The sequence below is a fragment of the Neisseria sp. P0022.S010 genome (assembly GCF_051956635.1).
The window spans coordinates 1-14648 of record NZ_JBQCXF010000053.1 but is presented as its reverse complement, the minus strand read 5'-3'; the positions used below and the strand labels follow the sequence as shown (position 1 = coordinate 14648).

Below are 14648 nucleotides of genomic sequence, written 5' to 3'. Positions count from 1 at the left end.
GAGGGGGATAAGCAGGAAGACGCTGCGGTTGACTTCGTACATGGTGTTTTCCTTGGTTTCTGTATAGTTGAATGATATAGCAAAGGTGGTGGACTGGCTATCTTTTGGGGGATAAAGGCCGTCTGAAAAAATACAATATAAGGTATAGCCAGATAGGGTTTGTTTCCTAAATCTGTTGTGTAAACAACACGGTTATTTTCTGTATCTATATGGTATGAGGAGAAAATATCAAGTTTTGAATATAACTTTGATAGTTTCGGAAAGGGTGTAGGTTTGGTTGATTGTATGTGCGATTAGCGAATAGTTTTTATGAGTCAGAGGCTGAAGCAAAATTGAAAGGTGAAGATAAATATTGGGTTAAATGAATATTTATTCAAATAAGATTTATATGTAATAATGACGGAGAGGAAATATCCTATTATAATCCATCCCTTATCTTTTTCGAGAAAACTCTACTATGAAGCCTATTACAACAGGGGTAATCATCTTTATTGGAAGTGCCATCAGCGCAATCCTATTATACTTTTTTGGCCAAAATCTTGGCATTACGTCGACTATTGCAAAAATTGTGGTCTGGGCATGTGTATCAATTGTGATCTCATTGATACTCCTTACTCCTTTGATTACGAGATTTTTTTGGGCTAGGAGCTCCGATAAATACTCCGGTTTGAAACATTTAAATCCTGAAGATTTAAGTGGGGATAATGGAGAGTCTTCAACTCTGATTGGTATAGCGGAACGTTGGGAGCAGCTACGCCATATTTACTTATTGACTAGACAATATAAAAAACATCGTAAGCCTTGGATTTTCGTTGTAACCCAAGAACCAATGCTCTTGGATAGAGTTTTGCCTAATATTCGCCCGCAACTTTGGGTAGAAACGGCTTCTGCGATTTGGATAGATGCTCAGGCAATGGAACCTGCGAATGGTTGGCAGTATCTGAGGGGTGTGGGAAAACGTCCTGCAGAAGGTATTGTTGAGCTTCAAGGAGAGTTTTCAGTTCAGGAAAATACCGCTCAACTGCTTGAGTTAATGAAGAAACTTGGCTGGAAACTTCCAATTAATCAAGTTCATTTTGTAAATGATGCCAATGAAATGCCATCAGCAGTCAGTCATGCTTTGAAATATGGTTCAACGGTATCTTCAGCAGAGTTGATGAAAGAGTTGGATCAATTTGCTAATCGGTTGGCAGCTGTGGGCACACGATTGATTGAAGCAGATTTAGAACAAACACCCATTGCGAAATTGTCCGCCAAACTGCCGTCACAAACTCAGGCTTTGGCTGATTATATTGTTGCAGAAAAGCGGGGACTGGGAAAACTGGATACTGTTGCAGGTATTTCTTTTATTCAATCAAATCAACCTGAACAATCAGGAGATTTGATTTTCCGTGCATTCAATGATTTATCTGTTTTGGGTTCCGGAAAGAAACTGCGTTTTTCTAAAACGGAAAAAATTTATTTGGGCTTAAGCGCAGTTGCCTTGCTTGTCGGTGGTGCATTTGCAGTCAGTGCATATAGCAGTTATCAAGAAATCAGCCGTTTGAAGACCGATTTTGAGAGCGTACAGAAAGTAAAATCTCGTGCTGAGAAAGTAGCTACACTTATTCGATTGCAACAAGATATTACAGATTTGGAGTCTCATCGAAGCTTCTCACAATATGCGGTTAAGTTTTTGGGGTATGAGCATCGACAAGAGCTCTTAGCTGTTGCTTACCGTAAATATAATAATTTGGCAAAAGATGTTATCAGCCGTCCTGCTACTGTATTCTTTGAGAACAAGTTAGATGAATTGGTAATGTTGGAAGGCAGAATTCCTGATGACTTTGAACTTCAGGATAGTGCTTATCAAGATTTGAAAGCATATTTGATGCTGACATCTCATGTTGAGAAAACAAAAGGCACAAAAGATGCGGAATTCTTAGTAACCAAGTTGACACAGATGTTGACAACGCAAAATGTAGCGGAAAAAGATGCGCAAACATTGGCACAGTTTTTTGTGTCGCGTATGTCACAAAAAAATAATTTGGCAGAGCCCGAACAAACTGAATTGGTATCAAGAAGTCGTCAGGTCTTGGTGGATTGGATCAATCGTGACCAAGGCAGTGAGCAATTGTATAAACGCATTATTCAGGGTACGAATGCCAAATTGCAAAACATCACCTTAGACAAATTGCTTAATAAGGATTTGAAAGGTATTTGGAATGTTGGAAAACCTTTGCCGCGTATATATACGGTTGAGGGTTGGGAAAAATATATTAAGCCGGGATTAGAACAGGCAATTAAAGACAGCAAGAGCAATGATTGGGTATTGGGCGGTAATGTGTACCAAGCTTCGGTAACAGAAGCGGCAATCAATAGCCTGAAAGAACGCTACTTTAAGGAATATGCTACCGCTTGGTATAACATGATGAACAGCATTACATGGCAACCGAGAACAACCAGCTTGGATGCAGTTAATCAGCTTCACGTCTATGCGGATCCTCAACGTTCGCCATTGGTGGCATTATTTAATGCAGTGAAAGAAAGCAGTCAGCTGGATAGCAAGAAAGTTGATGTCAATCCTGCTGTTGCAGATGCAGCAAAACGTGTAGCCGCAAGACAACTGTCTACTCGTTCGCGTAAGGTTGCAGATGCGGTATTGAATTCTCAATCTGAAAATATTAATGCTTTGGAAGATAAGGTAAATGATTATCTAGCAGGGCCGTTGGAAGCAGAATTTGAAACACTGTTGCAATTGATTGATGCACAAATTAATCCAAAGAGTGATTTGAGTCTGCAGCGCTACCTTGAACGTGTAACTACTGTGAAGCAGCGGTTGATTCAAATGACGGCATCCTCTGATACTGGAGGTGCGGCAAGAACAGCCGTGCAAGGTGTTTTAAACGGTGGTGATAATGAGTTCCTCGACGGCATACAGTACGCACGTTTGATTGAGGCCGGTGTGGGTGACAGATTGTTGCCGTTTGCACGAAATGTTTTTGTATTGCCGTTTAATTCCGTATGGGATTCAATTGCCGGTGTTGCTCAAAAAGACATCAATAATTTGTGGGCAAGCAATTTTGTCAATCCTATGCAGTCTGAACTGGGTGGCAGATATCCATTTGCTCGATCAGAAATCGAAGTTTCGATTCCGGTATTGGCAAAATATTTGGATGTTAACAAAGGTGCACTTAATCAGTTTGTCACAACCCAATTGGCAGGTGTTTTAACCAAACAGGGTAACCAATGGATTGTTGCGCCCGGAAGTGAACTGAAAGTTAATCCGGGATTGCTGCAACAATTGAATAAATTGAGTGCTATTTCTGAAGACTTCTTTGTTAACGGAGAGGGTGGTTATAGCTTTGAGCTGAAGCCGACATCTACTCAAGGTATTGTTCAGTATGATTTAATTATCGACGGCCAGTCTTTAGATTATTTCAACCAACAAACAGAGTGGAAGACATTCAAATGGCCTGGAGATGTCAGCAATGCCGGTCTTCGCATTTCTTGGGAAACTGAGGCAGAAGGTATGCGTAAGACTCAAGAAATTAGTGGTCGCTTCGGTTTTATCCGTATGCTTGAAAAATCTAGGGTTACACCGATTGACAGTGGCACTTATTTAGTCGAATTCCCATTGGAAAAAGACAAATTGATGAGGTTCTATATGAGAACTAATTCCGGTAAAGGACCTTTGGGATTGTTGGAACTGAAGAATATCCATCTGCCGAATAAGATTTTTGAGGTTAAATAATCATGACATTACCCCAATGGGTAAAGCCGATACTTGGTGATGAGGGTACATCAATCACCGATAACAATATTCATCGCTGGCAAGAGTGGCTGGAACCTGTTTCAGACGGCCACCCTTGTGGCGAGGATGTTGCATATGCCGATGATTTTGAGGCTATTAAAATTGAATTGGCCAAGCTTTCAGGTATTGATTGTCGATTGATTTTGGATGCTTCTGAACGCTTGTTAAAACGTCAATCTAAAGACTTGAGAGTAGCAACTTATTATATTTTTGCCGCTTTGCGAGATAGAGGGTTGGCAGGTTTTTCAGATGGTTTGGAAATTTTATGTGGATTGCTGCAAAAATTTGATCAATCACTATGGCCGAAAAAGCCGGTACAAAAACGCAATGCATTAAATTGGCTGTCTGGGGAAAGAGTGTTGGATACGCTCAAAGGGACTGAATTATCTAATTCGGTAGACCTTAAGCGGACATTATCGGCGTTAATGTCGTTGCAACATCATCTTGAGGGATGGGAAGAATCAGTACGCCCCAGTCTGTTTCCGTTATTGCAATATTTTGAAGAGTCATCTGTTCGTTTTTCATCACCTCAGACAAGTACAAGTCAAAGTCAGGAAGTTAGTACGCCTATTGACCAGGAAGTTGTACCACAGATTCGTCAAGAGGGTCAGAGGCCGTCTGAAAGTTTAGCTGTCACTCAAGTTAACTCTTCTAAAGCCTTACTCGATCAAGTTAGGATTAATGCCGCCTATTTAAGAGAGCAGGATGATGGATATTGGCCTGCATATAAGATGATTCGCGCTGTACGTTGGGGTGGGCTAAATGGTATCCCGCCTCATCAAAATGGTCAGACTCGTTTGAAAGCTCCAAGGACAGATTTATTGGCAACTTTAAATCGTTTGGTTAATGAGCAGCAATGGCGGGATTTGCTTGATAGAGTAGAAGCGGCTTTTTTAGAAGGCGCTAATCAGTATTGGCTCGATTTGCAATATTATGCGTGGCAAGGACAGCAGGCGTTGGGTGGTTTATATCTTTCTCAGGTTGACTCATCATTATTTGAACTGAAATCTTTACTGATCAGATGTGATGGCTTGACCGGATTAAGTTTTGATAACGGATTTCCGTTTGTTTCAGCCGATACGCTTACGTGGTTGGAGCAAAAGGTTATGCCATCCACGCGCAAGCAGACTAGTAGCCGAACAGTTCAAAAAGCAGTAATAGAATCATCATCTCAGGTAGAAAACCAAGAAAGTCAATGGCAACAGGCTTTGTTAAAAACACAAGAACAAGGCTTGGATGCTGCTTTTGCTTGGCTGGAAACATTACCAGAGTTGCAGTCAGGTGCTGGGCAGGTTAAAAAGTGGTTGATGATGGCCCGTTTGGCTGCAAACAATCAAAAAGCAGATTGGGCATTGAAACTGTTGGAACAGGCTTCACGGCAGATGCAGGTTTTGACAGTAAAAGAGTGGGATAAACATTTTGCATTTGATGTATATGCTTTGTGGTATCAATTGTTAAATGAAAATTTTGATAAGAAAGATACGGAAGCTACTGGGCAACTTGAATTTTTACGAACTGAATTAATGCAGACTGATATTGTTCGTGCATTAGAATTAATCGATTAAACATATATTATGTCAGATCCTACATTACGTTATTATGAAGAAGAGATGCGGTATCTCAAGGAGGCAGGGTTAGAGTTTTCAAAAGCTCACCCTGATCGTGCCGCAATGCTGAATTTAGACAGAGTAGGTACACGCGATCCTTATGTGGAGCGATTGTTTGAAGGCTTTGCTTTCTTAACAGGAAGAATCAGACAAAAACTTGATGATGACTTTCCAGAATTGACTGAGGGTTTGGTCAATATGCTGTGGCCTCATTATCTGAGGATGATTCCTTCTTTGACTGTTTTAGAGTTAATTCCAGATGATAAAAAGTTGCAGGGTGGGCAGCTTGTTAAAAAAGGACTATCCGTACAATCTGAGCCCATTAATATTAATGACAGGTTGACGAGATGCCTGTACCGAACTACAGGTGATGTTAAACTCCAGCCCTTGAGTATTTTGCATACGTTATTGGATTATGATGCAAATGGTCAAAGTGTCATCAAATTGACTTTTGGTATTCACAGGCAGACGCAGAAAGACAATTTGGATTTTTCTAAAATCAGAATTTATATTTCTGCTGATGAACCAGTTGCTTTTGCATTACGTCATGCCTTGTTAAATCAAGCTGCTCAAATTAGTATCCATCATGCCGAACTACCATCTGGAGGTAATATACGGTTTAAGGCCGTCGGATTTGCCGAAGATGAGAGATTGTGGGAAAAAGTAAATAACAGTTTCAGTGGATATCAATTACTATTGGAATACTTTTGTTTCAAACAGAAGTTTTTCTTTATTGATTTGATTGGTATTGATGCCGAAGAATGGTCGGAACGCATTAATGAGTTTAGTATTAATGTAGTTCTGTCCAAACAATATCCTTCAGAGCTTAGATTTCCTCCAGATTGCCTGAAATTAAACTGTGTTCCTGCCATCAACCTCTTTGACATGGAGGCTGAGCCTATTCGGGTGGATCACAAGGCATTTGAATATCCTGTTAAGCCTTTGTTGCATGAGGGTATGGCAGTCGAGGTGTATTCAGTAAATGAAGTGGAAGCTGTAAATCATGAGACAGGCAAGCGCTACTCATATATTCCTTTCTCGTCATTCCAACATCGTGGTGGATTGATGAAATATGATGCTCCTGAACGGTATTACCATACGAAGGTAAAACGAGGAGTATCTGGAAAGCATGAAACATTTATTATGCTTGGAGGATTGTTGTGGGATAGAAAAGATATTCTGCCTACTGAAACACTTTCTCTAAAAGTAGTAGGGACCAATGGTGCTTTGCCACGTAAGAGTTTGAGGGAAACCCAGATTCAAGACGCGGATATAGCCGAGCCCAATATTAAAATGGTAAGAAACCTTACGACTCCGACGTTGTCATGCTATCCTCCAACAGAAGACAGATTTCAATGGCGTATCTTGTCCCATTTGTCACCAAATTATCTATCATTACTAAACGTTGATAGTTTGAAAGGTGCATTGTCGATTTACGATTGGACCGAAGATGAATTGAATAAGCGCAGATTGAACGGGATTGTTGACGTTAAGCATGAAACGGTACAAAGAATCGAGCGTGGTGCAGTTCATCGTGGAGTTCATATTACAGTAACATTTGATTCAACTGCATTTAATGGGGAAGCAGAAATTTATTTGTTCGGAGAATTATTGAACGAATTTTTTGCAATGTATGCTGATTTGAACCTATTTACCCGGTTCAGCATAGTTTCTCTGCCATCCGGGAAAACATATACATGGAAAGACAGCAAAACAACTATCACACGGTTTTAGAAACGGCACACAAAAGCGCCAAAGAAAATAACGACAGGCAAACGCTTCCCTTATGGGAGATTCCCAGAAATAAATCTCATCGCGAAGGTATAGCATCTGAAATTTTTCAAGAGAAATTGGGAGAGTTTATTGTACGCAATGCAGCAACAATGAATTTTTTCCAATTTTGTCGGGTTTTGGAAACGCTTGCCGATAGTGCTGAAGAAAAAGCTGTAGAGTCAATGGTAAGATTCAGAAGGGTGAAGTCTCTATCTTTCCCTTCTGGGGAAATTGCATCGGTTGAATATGATGCGGAAGCCGAGTTACCAACTGTAAGAACAACATTTTTAGGTTTGTATGGCGTAGATGCTGTCTTGCCGGATTATTTCCTGAACGATATTGCGACGCATAAAGACGGTAGTGAAAGCTTAGCCGCATTTTTGGATATTTTTAACCATAGAATTACAACCCTGTTTTTTCAGGCATGGAAAAAATACCGCTATCCGTTTTTGTTTCAAAATGAAGGGCAGGATGATTTATCTCGCTCTCTTCTGCACCTTATTGGGCAGGGGATGGTAAACGGCAAATTTATACATCCTTTGCTAGATAGCAGAATCTTGGGATTGTTCAGTGTTTTTTATCAGCGCACCCGAACAAAAGAAGGTATTATCAGTATAGTTAGATATTTGTTACCTTTTGCAGATGTAACAGTAAAAGAATTTCAGCCTCAGTGGGTAATATTGGAAAAAAATCGTGAGTTGGGGAAAGCCGGTTTGAGATTGGATGGAGGAAGTGCATCTTTAGGCAGTAGAATAAAAGATCATAGTCATCTGATACGTATTGAGATTACACCAGATACATTTGAGAATGCACAACTTCTATTACCAAAACAAACATTACACCAAAAATTACTTGAATTATTGAAGCTCTATTTGGGTTGCCGTTTTGATGCAAGCATTTACCTAAACATCAAGAAGCAATGGATACCTCAAAGCCGTTTAGCAAAAAAACAAATATTGGGGATTAATACCGGTTTAGGTACGATGCATCAAGACAAGCAAATAAAGATAGCGAACTATACATATTCAAACTAATTTAAGAAAACGGAAAATCATGAATAAGAAAACTAGAATTCAGTCAGTCTGTGCATTAGCCTTGTTGTGCGCGGTATTATCAGGTTGCGGGGTTTTGCAAGGCGTGAAAGATGGTACGACCAATGTAACTAAAAGTATCTTTTATACTAAGTTAAAGATATTAAAGATTGACTTGGTTGCTCGTAATGGTTTGAATCAAAATGAACGGGGTCAATCGTTATCGACAGTCGTTCGTATTTATCAGCTTAGAGATAAGCAGAATTATGAAGTTGCATCTTATCGTGACTTGCTTAATCAAGATAAAACCATTTTAGGCAATGATTTGGTAGAAGGGTATAAGCAATATACCATTCGACCTGGTGAAACTATCAGCTTGGATGAAACCTTGGATAAAGAGACCAAGTATGTTGGTATCGTGGCTTTTTATAATCGGGTAGGAGAGGATCAACCGTGGAAAATGCTTCTATCCAAAAAACAGCTGAAAAATAAAAAGCCTTTAGTTGTTGAGTTGGTAGATAATAAAGTTGTCATTCAAGAGACCGAAAAGAAAGTCAAATAATGGATGCAGCCCTCTATGAGAAATTAACGGGGTTTTATTCTGATGGCTTGCCACTAGATGGGCTTCCAGATGGTTTTCAGTTAGTTAGGAGTGTTTTAGATAATATCCAACGCATTCTCAATAGTCGGAGTGGTTCCTTGAAGCATTTGCCTGATTATGGAATCCCTGACCTTAGTATGGTTTATAAGAATTTACCGTCTAGTGCACATGATTTACGGTATTTCATGAGGAAGACCTTATTGAAATATGAACCTAGATTGAGAAATTTAGACATTCGACTGACTGAGTCTAAAGACAATATTATGGTTTTATGCTATCAGCTTGAATGTGAAATTGAAAATGCTGGTGCTGTAGTCATAGACACTTATTTTATGCCTGAAGGAACGGTTTCTGTTAAACGCAGCCGAGCGTAACTTTTTAGGTATCAACAGATTACTTTAAAATTAAGAACTAAATATATGGTTAAACACTTTTTTCTTACTTGCAGTGTATTGCTTTCAGCAGCTGCCCAGACAGCCTTGGCTAAAGAGTATGATTTAGAAGGTACATTAGTTACTCAAAATAATTATGTACGAATTCAGAGTTGTAATCTGAAAAATACTTATGCTTTATTACCCGGTAGTGGAAATGGCTATGAAGCGACAGCAGAGATTGTCAGCGCCAGAAAAAATATGCCTGAAAGCACGCCAATCTATGTTGCTTTAAAAGGAAAATTAGAAAGCCCCAATTTTTTAGTTTCTGGAATTGAACTCATCAAAATAGGGGAAAACTGCCATACAGTCAAAACTAAATCCTCATATCCTGAAAAAGCTGTTCAGAAATATCCAAGTGAAAATCAGCAGCCAGATTTAGAAGACAAAAATTCTAAGGCTGAGCCATACAATTCTGCATTGAAGCCGGTAGAAGCAGAACCAGCGGTGACAGAACCAGAAAATCTGAAACAAACAGCAGAAGAACCAGGAACAACGATATCAGTTGAGCCGGCTCATCATTCAAAAATTACACAAGCTGAAGACGGTAAAAAGTCTAAAGATGATCAATATTCTTCTGATAATCTTCTTGATAAGCAGGTTAAAACAGAAGATGCTAAACAGGCAGATATTGAAAAATTGGATAGAGGAAATGCTACTCCAGTTGATCCTGCAACGTTAAATACATCTAAGCCAAATGTTCAATCTGTAGAGACTCCTGAAAAGGTAGAGCAACCTGCAGTAGATGAATCTAAGGCTGTGGAAAAATCAGTAGTTGAAGAAACTAAGTCCGTAGAGCAGTCATCTATAGTAGAAACACCTGAGGCAGTAGAACAACCAATAGCAAGTGAATCTAAAGCTGCAGAACAGCCAGTGATTGTAGAAACTAAGACTGTAGAACAGCCGTCTGAAGCAGATATACCTGCAGTAGTGGCGCAACCTATAGTGGATGAGTTTAAAGTTGAGCAGCCAGTGGATTCAGCAACGGCTAAGACTGTAGAACAGTCATCGGCAGTAGAAGCATCCGAGGTAGTGCAACCACCGGTAGTAGATGAGCATAAAGTTGTAGAACAACCTGAGGAAGTCAAAGCATTTGAACAGACTGGAGCTTCTGAAACGGTACACAATCCTATAATAGAAGAGACTTCTATAGAGGCTGATCATAAGGTAGAAAACAAACTGTCTGTGCCAGAGGTTGTTACTCCGGCATCGTCCTCTGTGGAAGATCGTGTAACGGTATTTGAAACTCAGCCTAAAACTGATAATCAGGAATCTACACAATTAGAGGGTATTCCGTCTGTAGGGACGCAAGCCGACCAGGTAACAGAAGAAACTCATTCTACACATGAAACTTTATCGGGAACCGAAGCATCCGCACCAATAACTGATTCATTATCGAATGAAGTTTCTGCACAGCCAGTTTATGTGAATCACATTATTGTGCATGAAGATGATGTGGCTGAGTAAAAGGTAACCAATATAGTCGAGTTAGTCTTCAGTTATGAGAAAAGGCCGTCTGAAGAATCTTAGTTTTAAGTTAAATGGATTTTGATTCTTCAGGTAATTGTAAAAGGTTTTAAGAAATTTGTTCTCGCGAATAAAAAAGCTTACTTAAATCATTAAGTAAGCTTTTTTGTATTTAATGGGCAGTAAGCATATGAATTATTCGTAGCTCTTATACACAGAAAGAGACCTTTGCAAAATTCCCTAAAATCCCCTAAATTCCCACCAAGACATTTAGGGGATTTTCCATGAGCACCTTCTTCCAGCAAACCGCCCAAGCCATGATTGCCAAACACATTGACCGTTTCCCACTATTGAAATTGGATCAAGTGATTGATTGGCAACCGATCGAACAATACCTGAACCGTCAAAGAACCCGTTACCTTAGAGACCACCGCGGCCGTCCCGCCTATCCCCTGTTGTCCATGTTCAAAGCCGTCCTACTCGGACAATGGCACAGCCTCTCTGATCCCGAACTCGAACACAGCCTCATCACCCGCATCGATTTCAACCTGTTTTGCCGTTTTGACGAACTGAGCATCCCCGATTACAGCACCTTATGCCGCTACCGCAACTGGCTGGTGCAAGACAACACCCTGTCCGAACTGCTGGAACTGATCAACCGCCAACTGACCGAAAAAAAACTAAAAATAGAGAAAGCATCCGCCGCCGTCATTGACGCCACCATTATTCAGACCGCCGGCAGCAAACAGCGCCAGGCTATAGAAGTCGATGAAGAAGGACAAGTCAGCGGTCAAACCGCACCGAGTAAAGACAGCGATGCCCGTTGGATAAAGAAAAACGGCCTCTACAAACTCGGTTACAAACAACATACCCGTACCGATACGGAAGGCTATATCGAGAAACTGCACATTACTCCTGCAAATGCCCATGAGTGTAAACACCTGTTGCCTTTATTGGAAGGACTGCCCAAAGGTACGACCGTCTATGCTGATAAAGGATATGACAGTGAGGAAAGCCGGCAACATCTGGAAGAGCATCGGCTGCAGGACGGCATTATGCGCAAAGCACACCGCAACCGTCCTCTGACGGAAACGCAAACCAAACGCAACCGATATTTGTCGAAGACCCGTTATGTGGTCGAACAAAGCTTCGGTACGCTGCATCGTAAATTCCGCTATGCGCGGGCAGCCTATTTCGGGCTGATTAAAGTGAGTGCGCAAAGCCACCTGAAGGCGATGTGTTTGAACCTGTTGAAAGCCGCCAACAGGCTAAGTGTGCCTGTTGCTGCCTAAAAGGCGGCTGGGTGCCTGATTAATCAGGTATCCAAGGGAGATTAAGGGGGTATTTGGGTAGAATCAGTGGATATGTGAAACGAAAACAGCCGAAATCCTGCTTTTGGATTTCGGCTGTCGGGGGAAAAGGAATTTTGCAAAGGTCTCAGAAAATCAGAGATTTTCTGATGGTGTTTGATACAGAGTTTGGGGATTGTTTGTATCGGGGATTTCTGCCGGAGCGGTTTGGGGTGCTGCTACCGGTTCGGAAGTGGCGTTGCTGTCAACCAGGTCATCGATGTCGATATTGTCGTCTTCGTTTTGAGGGAGCGTGCCACCGGTTTGTTGGGTGCGAACTTTCATGTAAAGGTCGCGTGTGTAGCTGTATTTGTCGATGGCTGCGCCTTCGAGGCTGTCGGTCAGGTCGAGCAGTTCTTCGCGGGTGTTGATGGCTTGCTGGCCGGTTGTGCCCCAGCGTCCTGCTCTGGTGTGGAAGACGGCATTTTTAACCGGATAGACGGTGGTGACGGCGTTGCCGACGGTATCGCGTACGGTAGACGGGCCGAGTAGGGGGACGACGAAGTAGTTGCTGTTTTTCCAGCCCCATGAGGCGAAGGTGTCGCCGAGGGTGTTTTTATTGCTGGGTACGCCGCCTGCACCGGCTACGTCGATTAAACCGCCAAGGCCGAAGGTGGTATTGATGCCGACGCGGACGAGGTCTTCGCTGGCGCGTTTGACGTCAAGGCGCAGAACATTGCTGCCGAAGCTGACGACATCGCGCAGGTTGTTGAAGAAGTTGCTCACGCCGGTACGCACCGGTTTAGGCGTTACTTTGCGATAACCGCGTGCGACAGGGGAAAGGACGTATTTGTCTGCTTTGTCGTTGAACTTGGAAACGGTACGGTTGTAGCCTTCGTAAGGGTCGGCCGGATTGCGTTCGGCAAGTGCAGGAGCGGAGGCAAGGCTGATGAGGAGGCAGAGGGAAGCGGTGGTTTTTTTCATGATTGCAACCAGTCTTTGATTTCGTAAAGTTCGGCCAGCGCGCGGACGGAATCGGGAATGTTTTGAATAGTCGGTTTTTTGTCTGTCCGGCGCAGAGCGTTGAGCAGCAGGGAAACGCAGGCGGAATCTGCTTTGCCTACTTGGCTGAAGTCTATGCTGTCTGTTTCTTTCAGACGGCATTGTTGTTCGTAGCGCGCAAAGGCGGAGGCAGTCAGGGTTTTGACGGTAACGTCGCCGCTGATGTAGAGTGTGCCGTTGCGGATTTCTGTTTGCATGGTGTCTTTATGATGTAAGGCACCATGCCGTCTGAACATCAGACGGCATGGTGCGCGGGTGGATTATTTACCGCCGTTTTTGGCTTTCAAGTCGGCAATCAGGCCGTCGATACCTTTGGCTTTGATGGTTTCGCCGAATTGGTTGCGGTATACGGTAACCAAGCTTGCGCCTTCGACTGCGACATTGTATGCGCGGTATCTGCTGCCGCTTTGGTAGGTGGTGAAGTCCATGTTGACCGGTTTTTGGCCGGAAACGTTGATTTCGGCGCGGACAATGATTTCTTTACCACCTTTGTTTACGACGGGGTTGTCTTTGATGTTGACCTTGGCGTTTTTGAATTTCAGCATGGTGCCGGAGTAGGTGCGGATCAGCAGGGTTTGGAACTCTTTGGTCAACGCTTGTTTTTGTGCGTCAGTTGCAGTACGCCATGGATTGCCGACGGCCAAAGCGGTCATGCGTTGGAAGTCGAAGTAAGGGATGGCGTAGGCTTCAGCTTTTTGGCGTGCAGTGTTGGCATCGCCGCTGTTGAGGATTTTCAGCACTTGAACGGAGTTTTCACGGACTTGGTTGACTGCGTCGGCAGGAGAGGCAAATGCCATGCTGATGCTCAATACGCCGATGCTCAATGCGCTGATGAAGGAAGTTTTTTTCATGGGAGTGTCCTGAATATTGGGTTGATATGTGTTTATTGTTTGTTTTGACCGGCAGATTCACCATCTGCGTTTTTCTCAGCAAAGCTGGTCATGAATTTGCCGATAAGGTTTTCCAAAACCATGGCGGAGCTGGTAACAGTAATGGTGTCGCCTGCCGCCAAAGAATCGGTATCGCCGCCTTGTTGCAGGCCGATGTATTGTTCGCCCAACAGGCCTGAAGTCAGGATTTGTGCAGAAACGTCGCTGCTGAACTGATATTGGCTGTCCAGATTGAGGGCGACTTTTGCCTGATAGGATTTAGGGTCGAGCTGAATAGAGGCAACGCGGCCCACCAGTACGCCTGCGGATTTGACCGGAGCGTTGGTTTTCAAGCCGCCGATGTCGCTGAAATCGGCATAGACGGTGTAGGTTTGAGAGGATTTGCCGAACGATTGTCCGCCGGCGGCTCGGAAGGCGAGAAAGCCGATAGCGGCTGCGCCCAGTAAGACAAACAGTCCTACCCAAAATTCCAAAGCATTTTTTTTCATGTGCTATTGTCCTTGTTTCATTCTTTTTAAGTGTCGTTTCAGACGGCCTTTAGTCGGTAAACATCCACGCGGTCAAAATGAAGTCGACGGCGAGGATGGTCAGGGCGGAAGACACTACGGTGCGTGTACTGGCGCGCAAAATACCTTCGGAAGTCGGTACGCAGTGGAAGCCCTGATGTACGGCGATCAGCGTAACGGCTACGCCGAAAGCGGCGG

At 42.8% G+C, this 14648-nt stretch carries 13 protein-coding genes; 8 read left to right on the top strand and 5 right to left on the bottom strand.

Translation table 11 applies throughout. The features are described 5' to 3' along the window. The first annotated feature begins 457 nt into the window (after positions 1-457). The 8 genes from ACTHUT_RS07515 to ACTHUT_RS07480 all read left to right on the top strand — a co-directional run bounded on the left by ACTHUT_RS07515 (position 458) and on the right by ACTHUT_RS07480 (position 11995). Positions 458-3733, top strand: coding sequence for an ImcF-related family protein (locus tag ACTHUT_RS07515; RefSeq protein WP_440385944.1), 3276 nt, complete (start codon positions 458-460; stop codon positions 3731-3733). Positions 3734-3735: 2 nt separating this feature from the next. Next, complete coding sequence (gene tssA / locus ACTHUT_RS07510) at positions 3736-5358, top strand: type VI secretion system protein TssA (protein WP_440385945.1); 1623 nt, start codon at positions 3736-3738, stop codon at positions 5356-5358. Positions 5359-5367: 9 nt separating this feature from the next. Next, on the top strand, positions 5368-7134 hold the full coding sequence (gene tssF, locus ACTHUT_RS07505) for a type VI secretion system baseplate subunit TssF (RefSeq protein ID WP_440385946.1): 1767 nt from the start codon (positions 5368-5370) through the stop codon (positions 7132-7134). Beyond that, positions 7098-8207, top strand: coding sequence for a type VI secretion system baseplate subunit TssG (tssG, locus tag ACTHUT_RS07500; RefSeq protein ID WP_440385947.1), 1110 nt, complete (start codon positions 7098-7100; stop codon positions 8205-8207). The genes tssF and tssG overlap by 37 nt, the downstream gene beginning before the upstream one ends. Positions 8208-8226: 19 nt before the next feature. Beyond that, complete coding sequence (tssJ, locus tag ACTHUT_RS07495) at positions 8227-8766, top strand: type VI secretion system lipoprotein TssJ (protein ID WP_049332881.1); 540 nt, start codon at positions 8227-8229, stop codon at positions 8764-8766. After that, complete coding sequence (tssE, locus tag ACTHUT_RS07490) at positions 8766-9179, top strand: type VI secretion system baseplate subunit TssE (protein WP_049332879.1); 414 nt, start codon at positions 8766-8768, stop codon at positions 9177-9179. Before tssJ ends, tssE begins: the two co-directional genes overlap by 1 nt. Before the next feature lie 45 nt (positions 9180-9224). Next, positions 9225-10703 (top strand): hypothetical protein, encoded by a 1479-nt coding sequence (locus tag ACTHUT_RS07485; RefSeq protein ID WP_440385948.1) that lies wholly within the window; start codon positions 9225-9227, stop codon positions 10701-10703. Positions 10704-10987: 284 nt separating this feature from the next. Next, positions 10988-11995 carry an IS5 family transposase gene (locus ACTHUT_RS07480; protein WP_440385949.1) on the top strand — a complete coding sequence of 336 codons (1008 nt, stop codon included), beginning with the start codon at positions 10988-10990 and terminating at the stop codon, positions 11993-11995. Positions 11996-12148: 153 nt separating this feature from the next. Here the strand turns inward: ACTHUT_RS07480 and ACTHUT_RS07475 are convergent, their stop codons facing one another. From ACTHUT_RS07475 to ACTHUT_RS07455, 5 genes are all read right to left on the bottom strand, one after another. Further along, on the bottom strand, positions 12149-12976 hold the full coding sequence (locus ACTHUT_RS07475) for an MlaA family lipoprotein (protein WP_440385950.1): 828 nt from the start codon (positions 12974-12976) through the stop codon (positions 12149-12151). Beyond that, positions 12973-13251 carry an STAS domain-containing protein gene (locus ACTHUT_RS07470; RefSeq protein WP_036493932.1) on the bottom strand — a complete coding sequence of 93 codons (279 nt, stop codon included), beginning with the start codon at positions 13249-13251 and terminating at the stop codon, positions 12973-12975. Before ACTHUT_RS07470 ends, ACTHUT_RS07475 begins: the two co-directional genes overlap by 4 nt. 63 nt (positions 13252-13314) lie before the next feature. Next, the gene (locus tag ACTHUT_RS07465) at positions 13315-13905 is read right to left on the bottom strand and encodes an MlaC/ttg2D family ABC transporter substrate-binding protein (protein ID WP_070504176.1); all 591 of its coding nucleotides are present in this window, start codon (positions 13903-13905) and stop codon (positions 13315-13317) included. A gap of 32 nt (positions 13906-13937) precedes the next feature. Continuing rightward, positions 13938-14432: an outer membrane lipid asymmetry maintenance protein MlaD gene (gene mlaD, locus ACTHUT_RS07460; RefSeq protein WP_003748012.1), complete on the bottom strand. Its 495-nt coding sequence runs from the start codon at positions 14430-14432 to the stop codon at positions 13938-13940. A 49-nt stretch (positions 14433-14481) separates the two neighbouring features. After that, positions 14482-14648, bottom strand: a 167-nt coding sequence (locus tag ACTHUT_RS07455) for an ABC transporter permease (protein WP_440418715.1), incomplete at its 5' end; no start/stop codon positions are given.

Bases quoted from the DNA above. Each gene is read 5' to 3' on its own strand.
- ACTHUT_RS07470 (WP_036493932.1), bottom strand. From the start codon at position 13,251: ATGCAAACAGAAATCCGCAACGGCACACTCTACATCAGCGGCGACGTT.
- tssA (WP_440385945.1), top strand. From the start codon at position 3,736: ATGACATTACCCCAATGGGTAAAGCCGATACTTGGTGATGAGGGTACA.
- ACTHUT_RS07480 (WP_440385949.1), top strand. From the start codon at position 10,988: ATGAGCACCTTCTTCCAGCAAACCGCCCAAGCCATGATTGCCAAACAC.
- tssJ (WP_049332881.1), top strand. From the start codon at position 8,227: ATGAATAAGAAAACTAGAATTCAGTCAGTCTGTGCATTAGCCTTGTTG.
- ACTHUT_RS07515 (WP_440385944.1), top strand. From the start codon at position 458: ATGAAGCCTATTACAACAGGGGTAATCATCTTTATTGGAAGTGCCATC.
- ACTHUT_RS07475 (WP_440385950.1), bottom strand. From the start codon at position 12,976: ATGAAAAAAACCACCGCTTCCCTCTGCCTCCTCATCAGCCTTGCCTCC.
- tssE (WP_049332879.1), top strand. From the start codon at position 8,766: ATGGATGCAGCCCTCTATGAGAAATTAACGGGGTTTTATTCTGATGGC.
- tssF (WP_440385946.1), top strand. From the start codon at position 5,368: ATGTCAGATCCTACATTACGTTATTATGAAGAAGAGATGCGGTATCTC.
- ACTHUT_RS07465 (WP_070504176.1), bottom strand. From the start codon at position 13,905: ATGAAAAAAACTTCCTTCATCAGCGCATTGAGCATCGGCGTATTGAGC.
- mlaD (WP_003748012.1), bottom strand. From the start codon at position 14,432: ATGAAAAAAAATGCTTTGGAATTTTGGGTAGGACTGTTTGTCTTACTG.
- tssG (WP_440385947.1), top strand. From the start codon at position 7,098: ATGGAAAGACAGCAAAACAACTATCACACGGTTTTAGAAACGGCACAC.
- ACTHUT_RS07485 (WP_440385948.1), top strand. From the start codon at position 9,225: ATGGTTAAACACTTTTTTCTTACTTGCAGTGTATTGCTTTCAGCAGCT.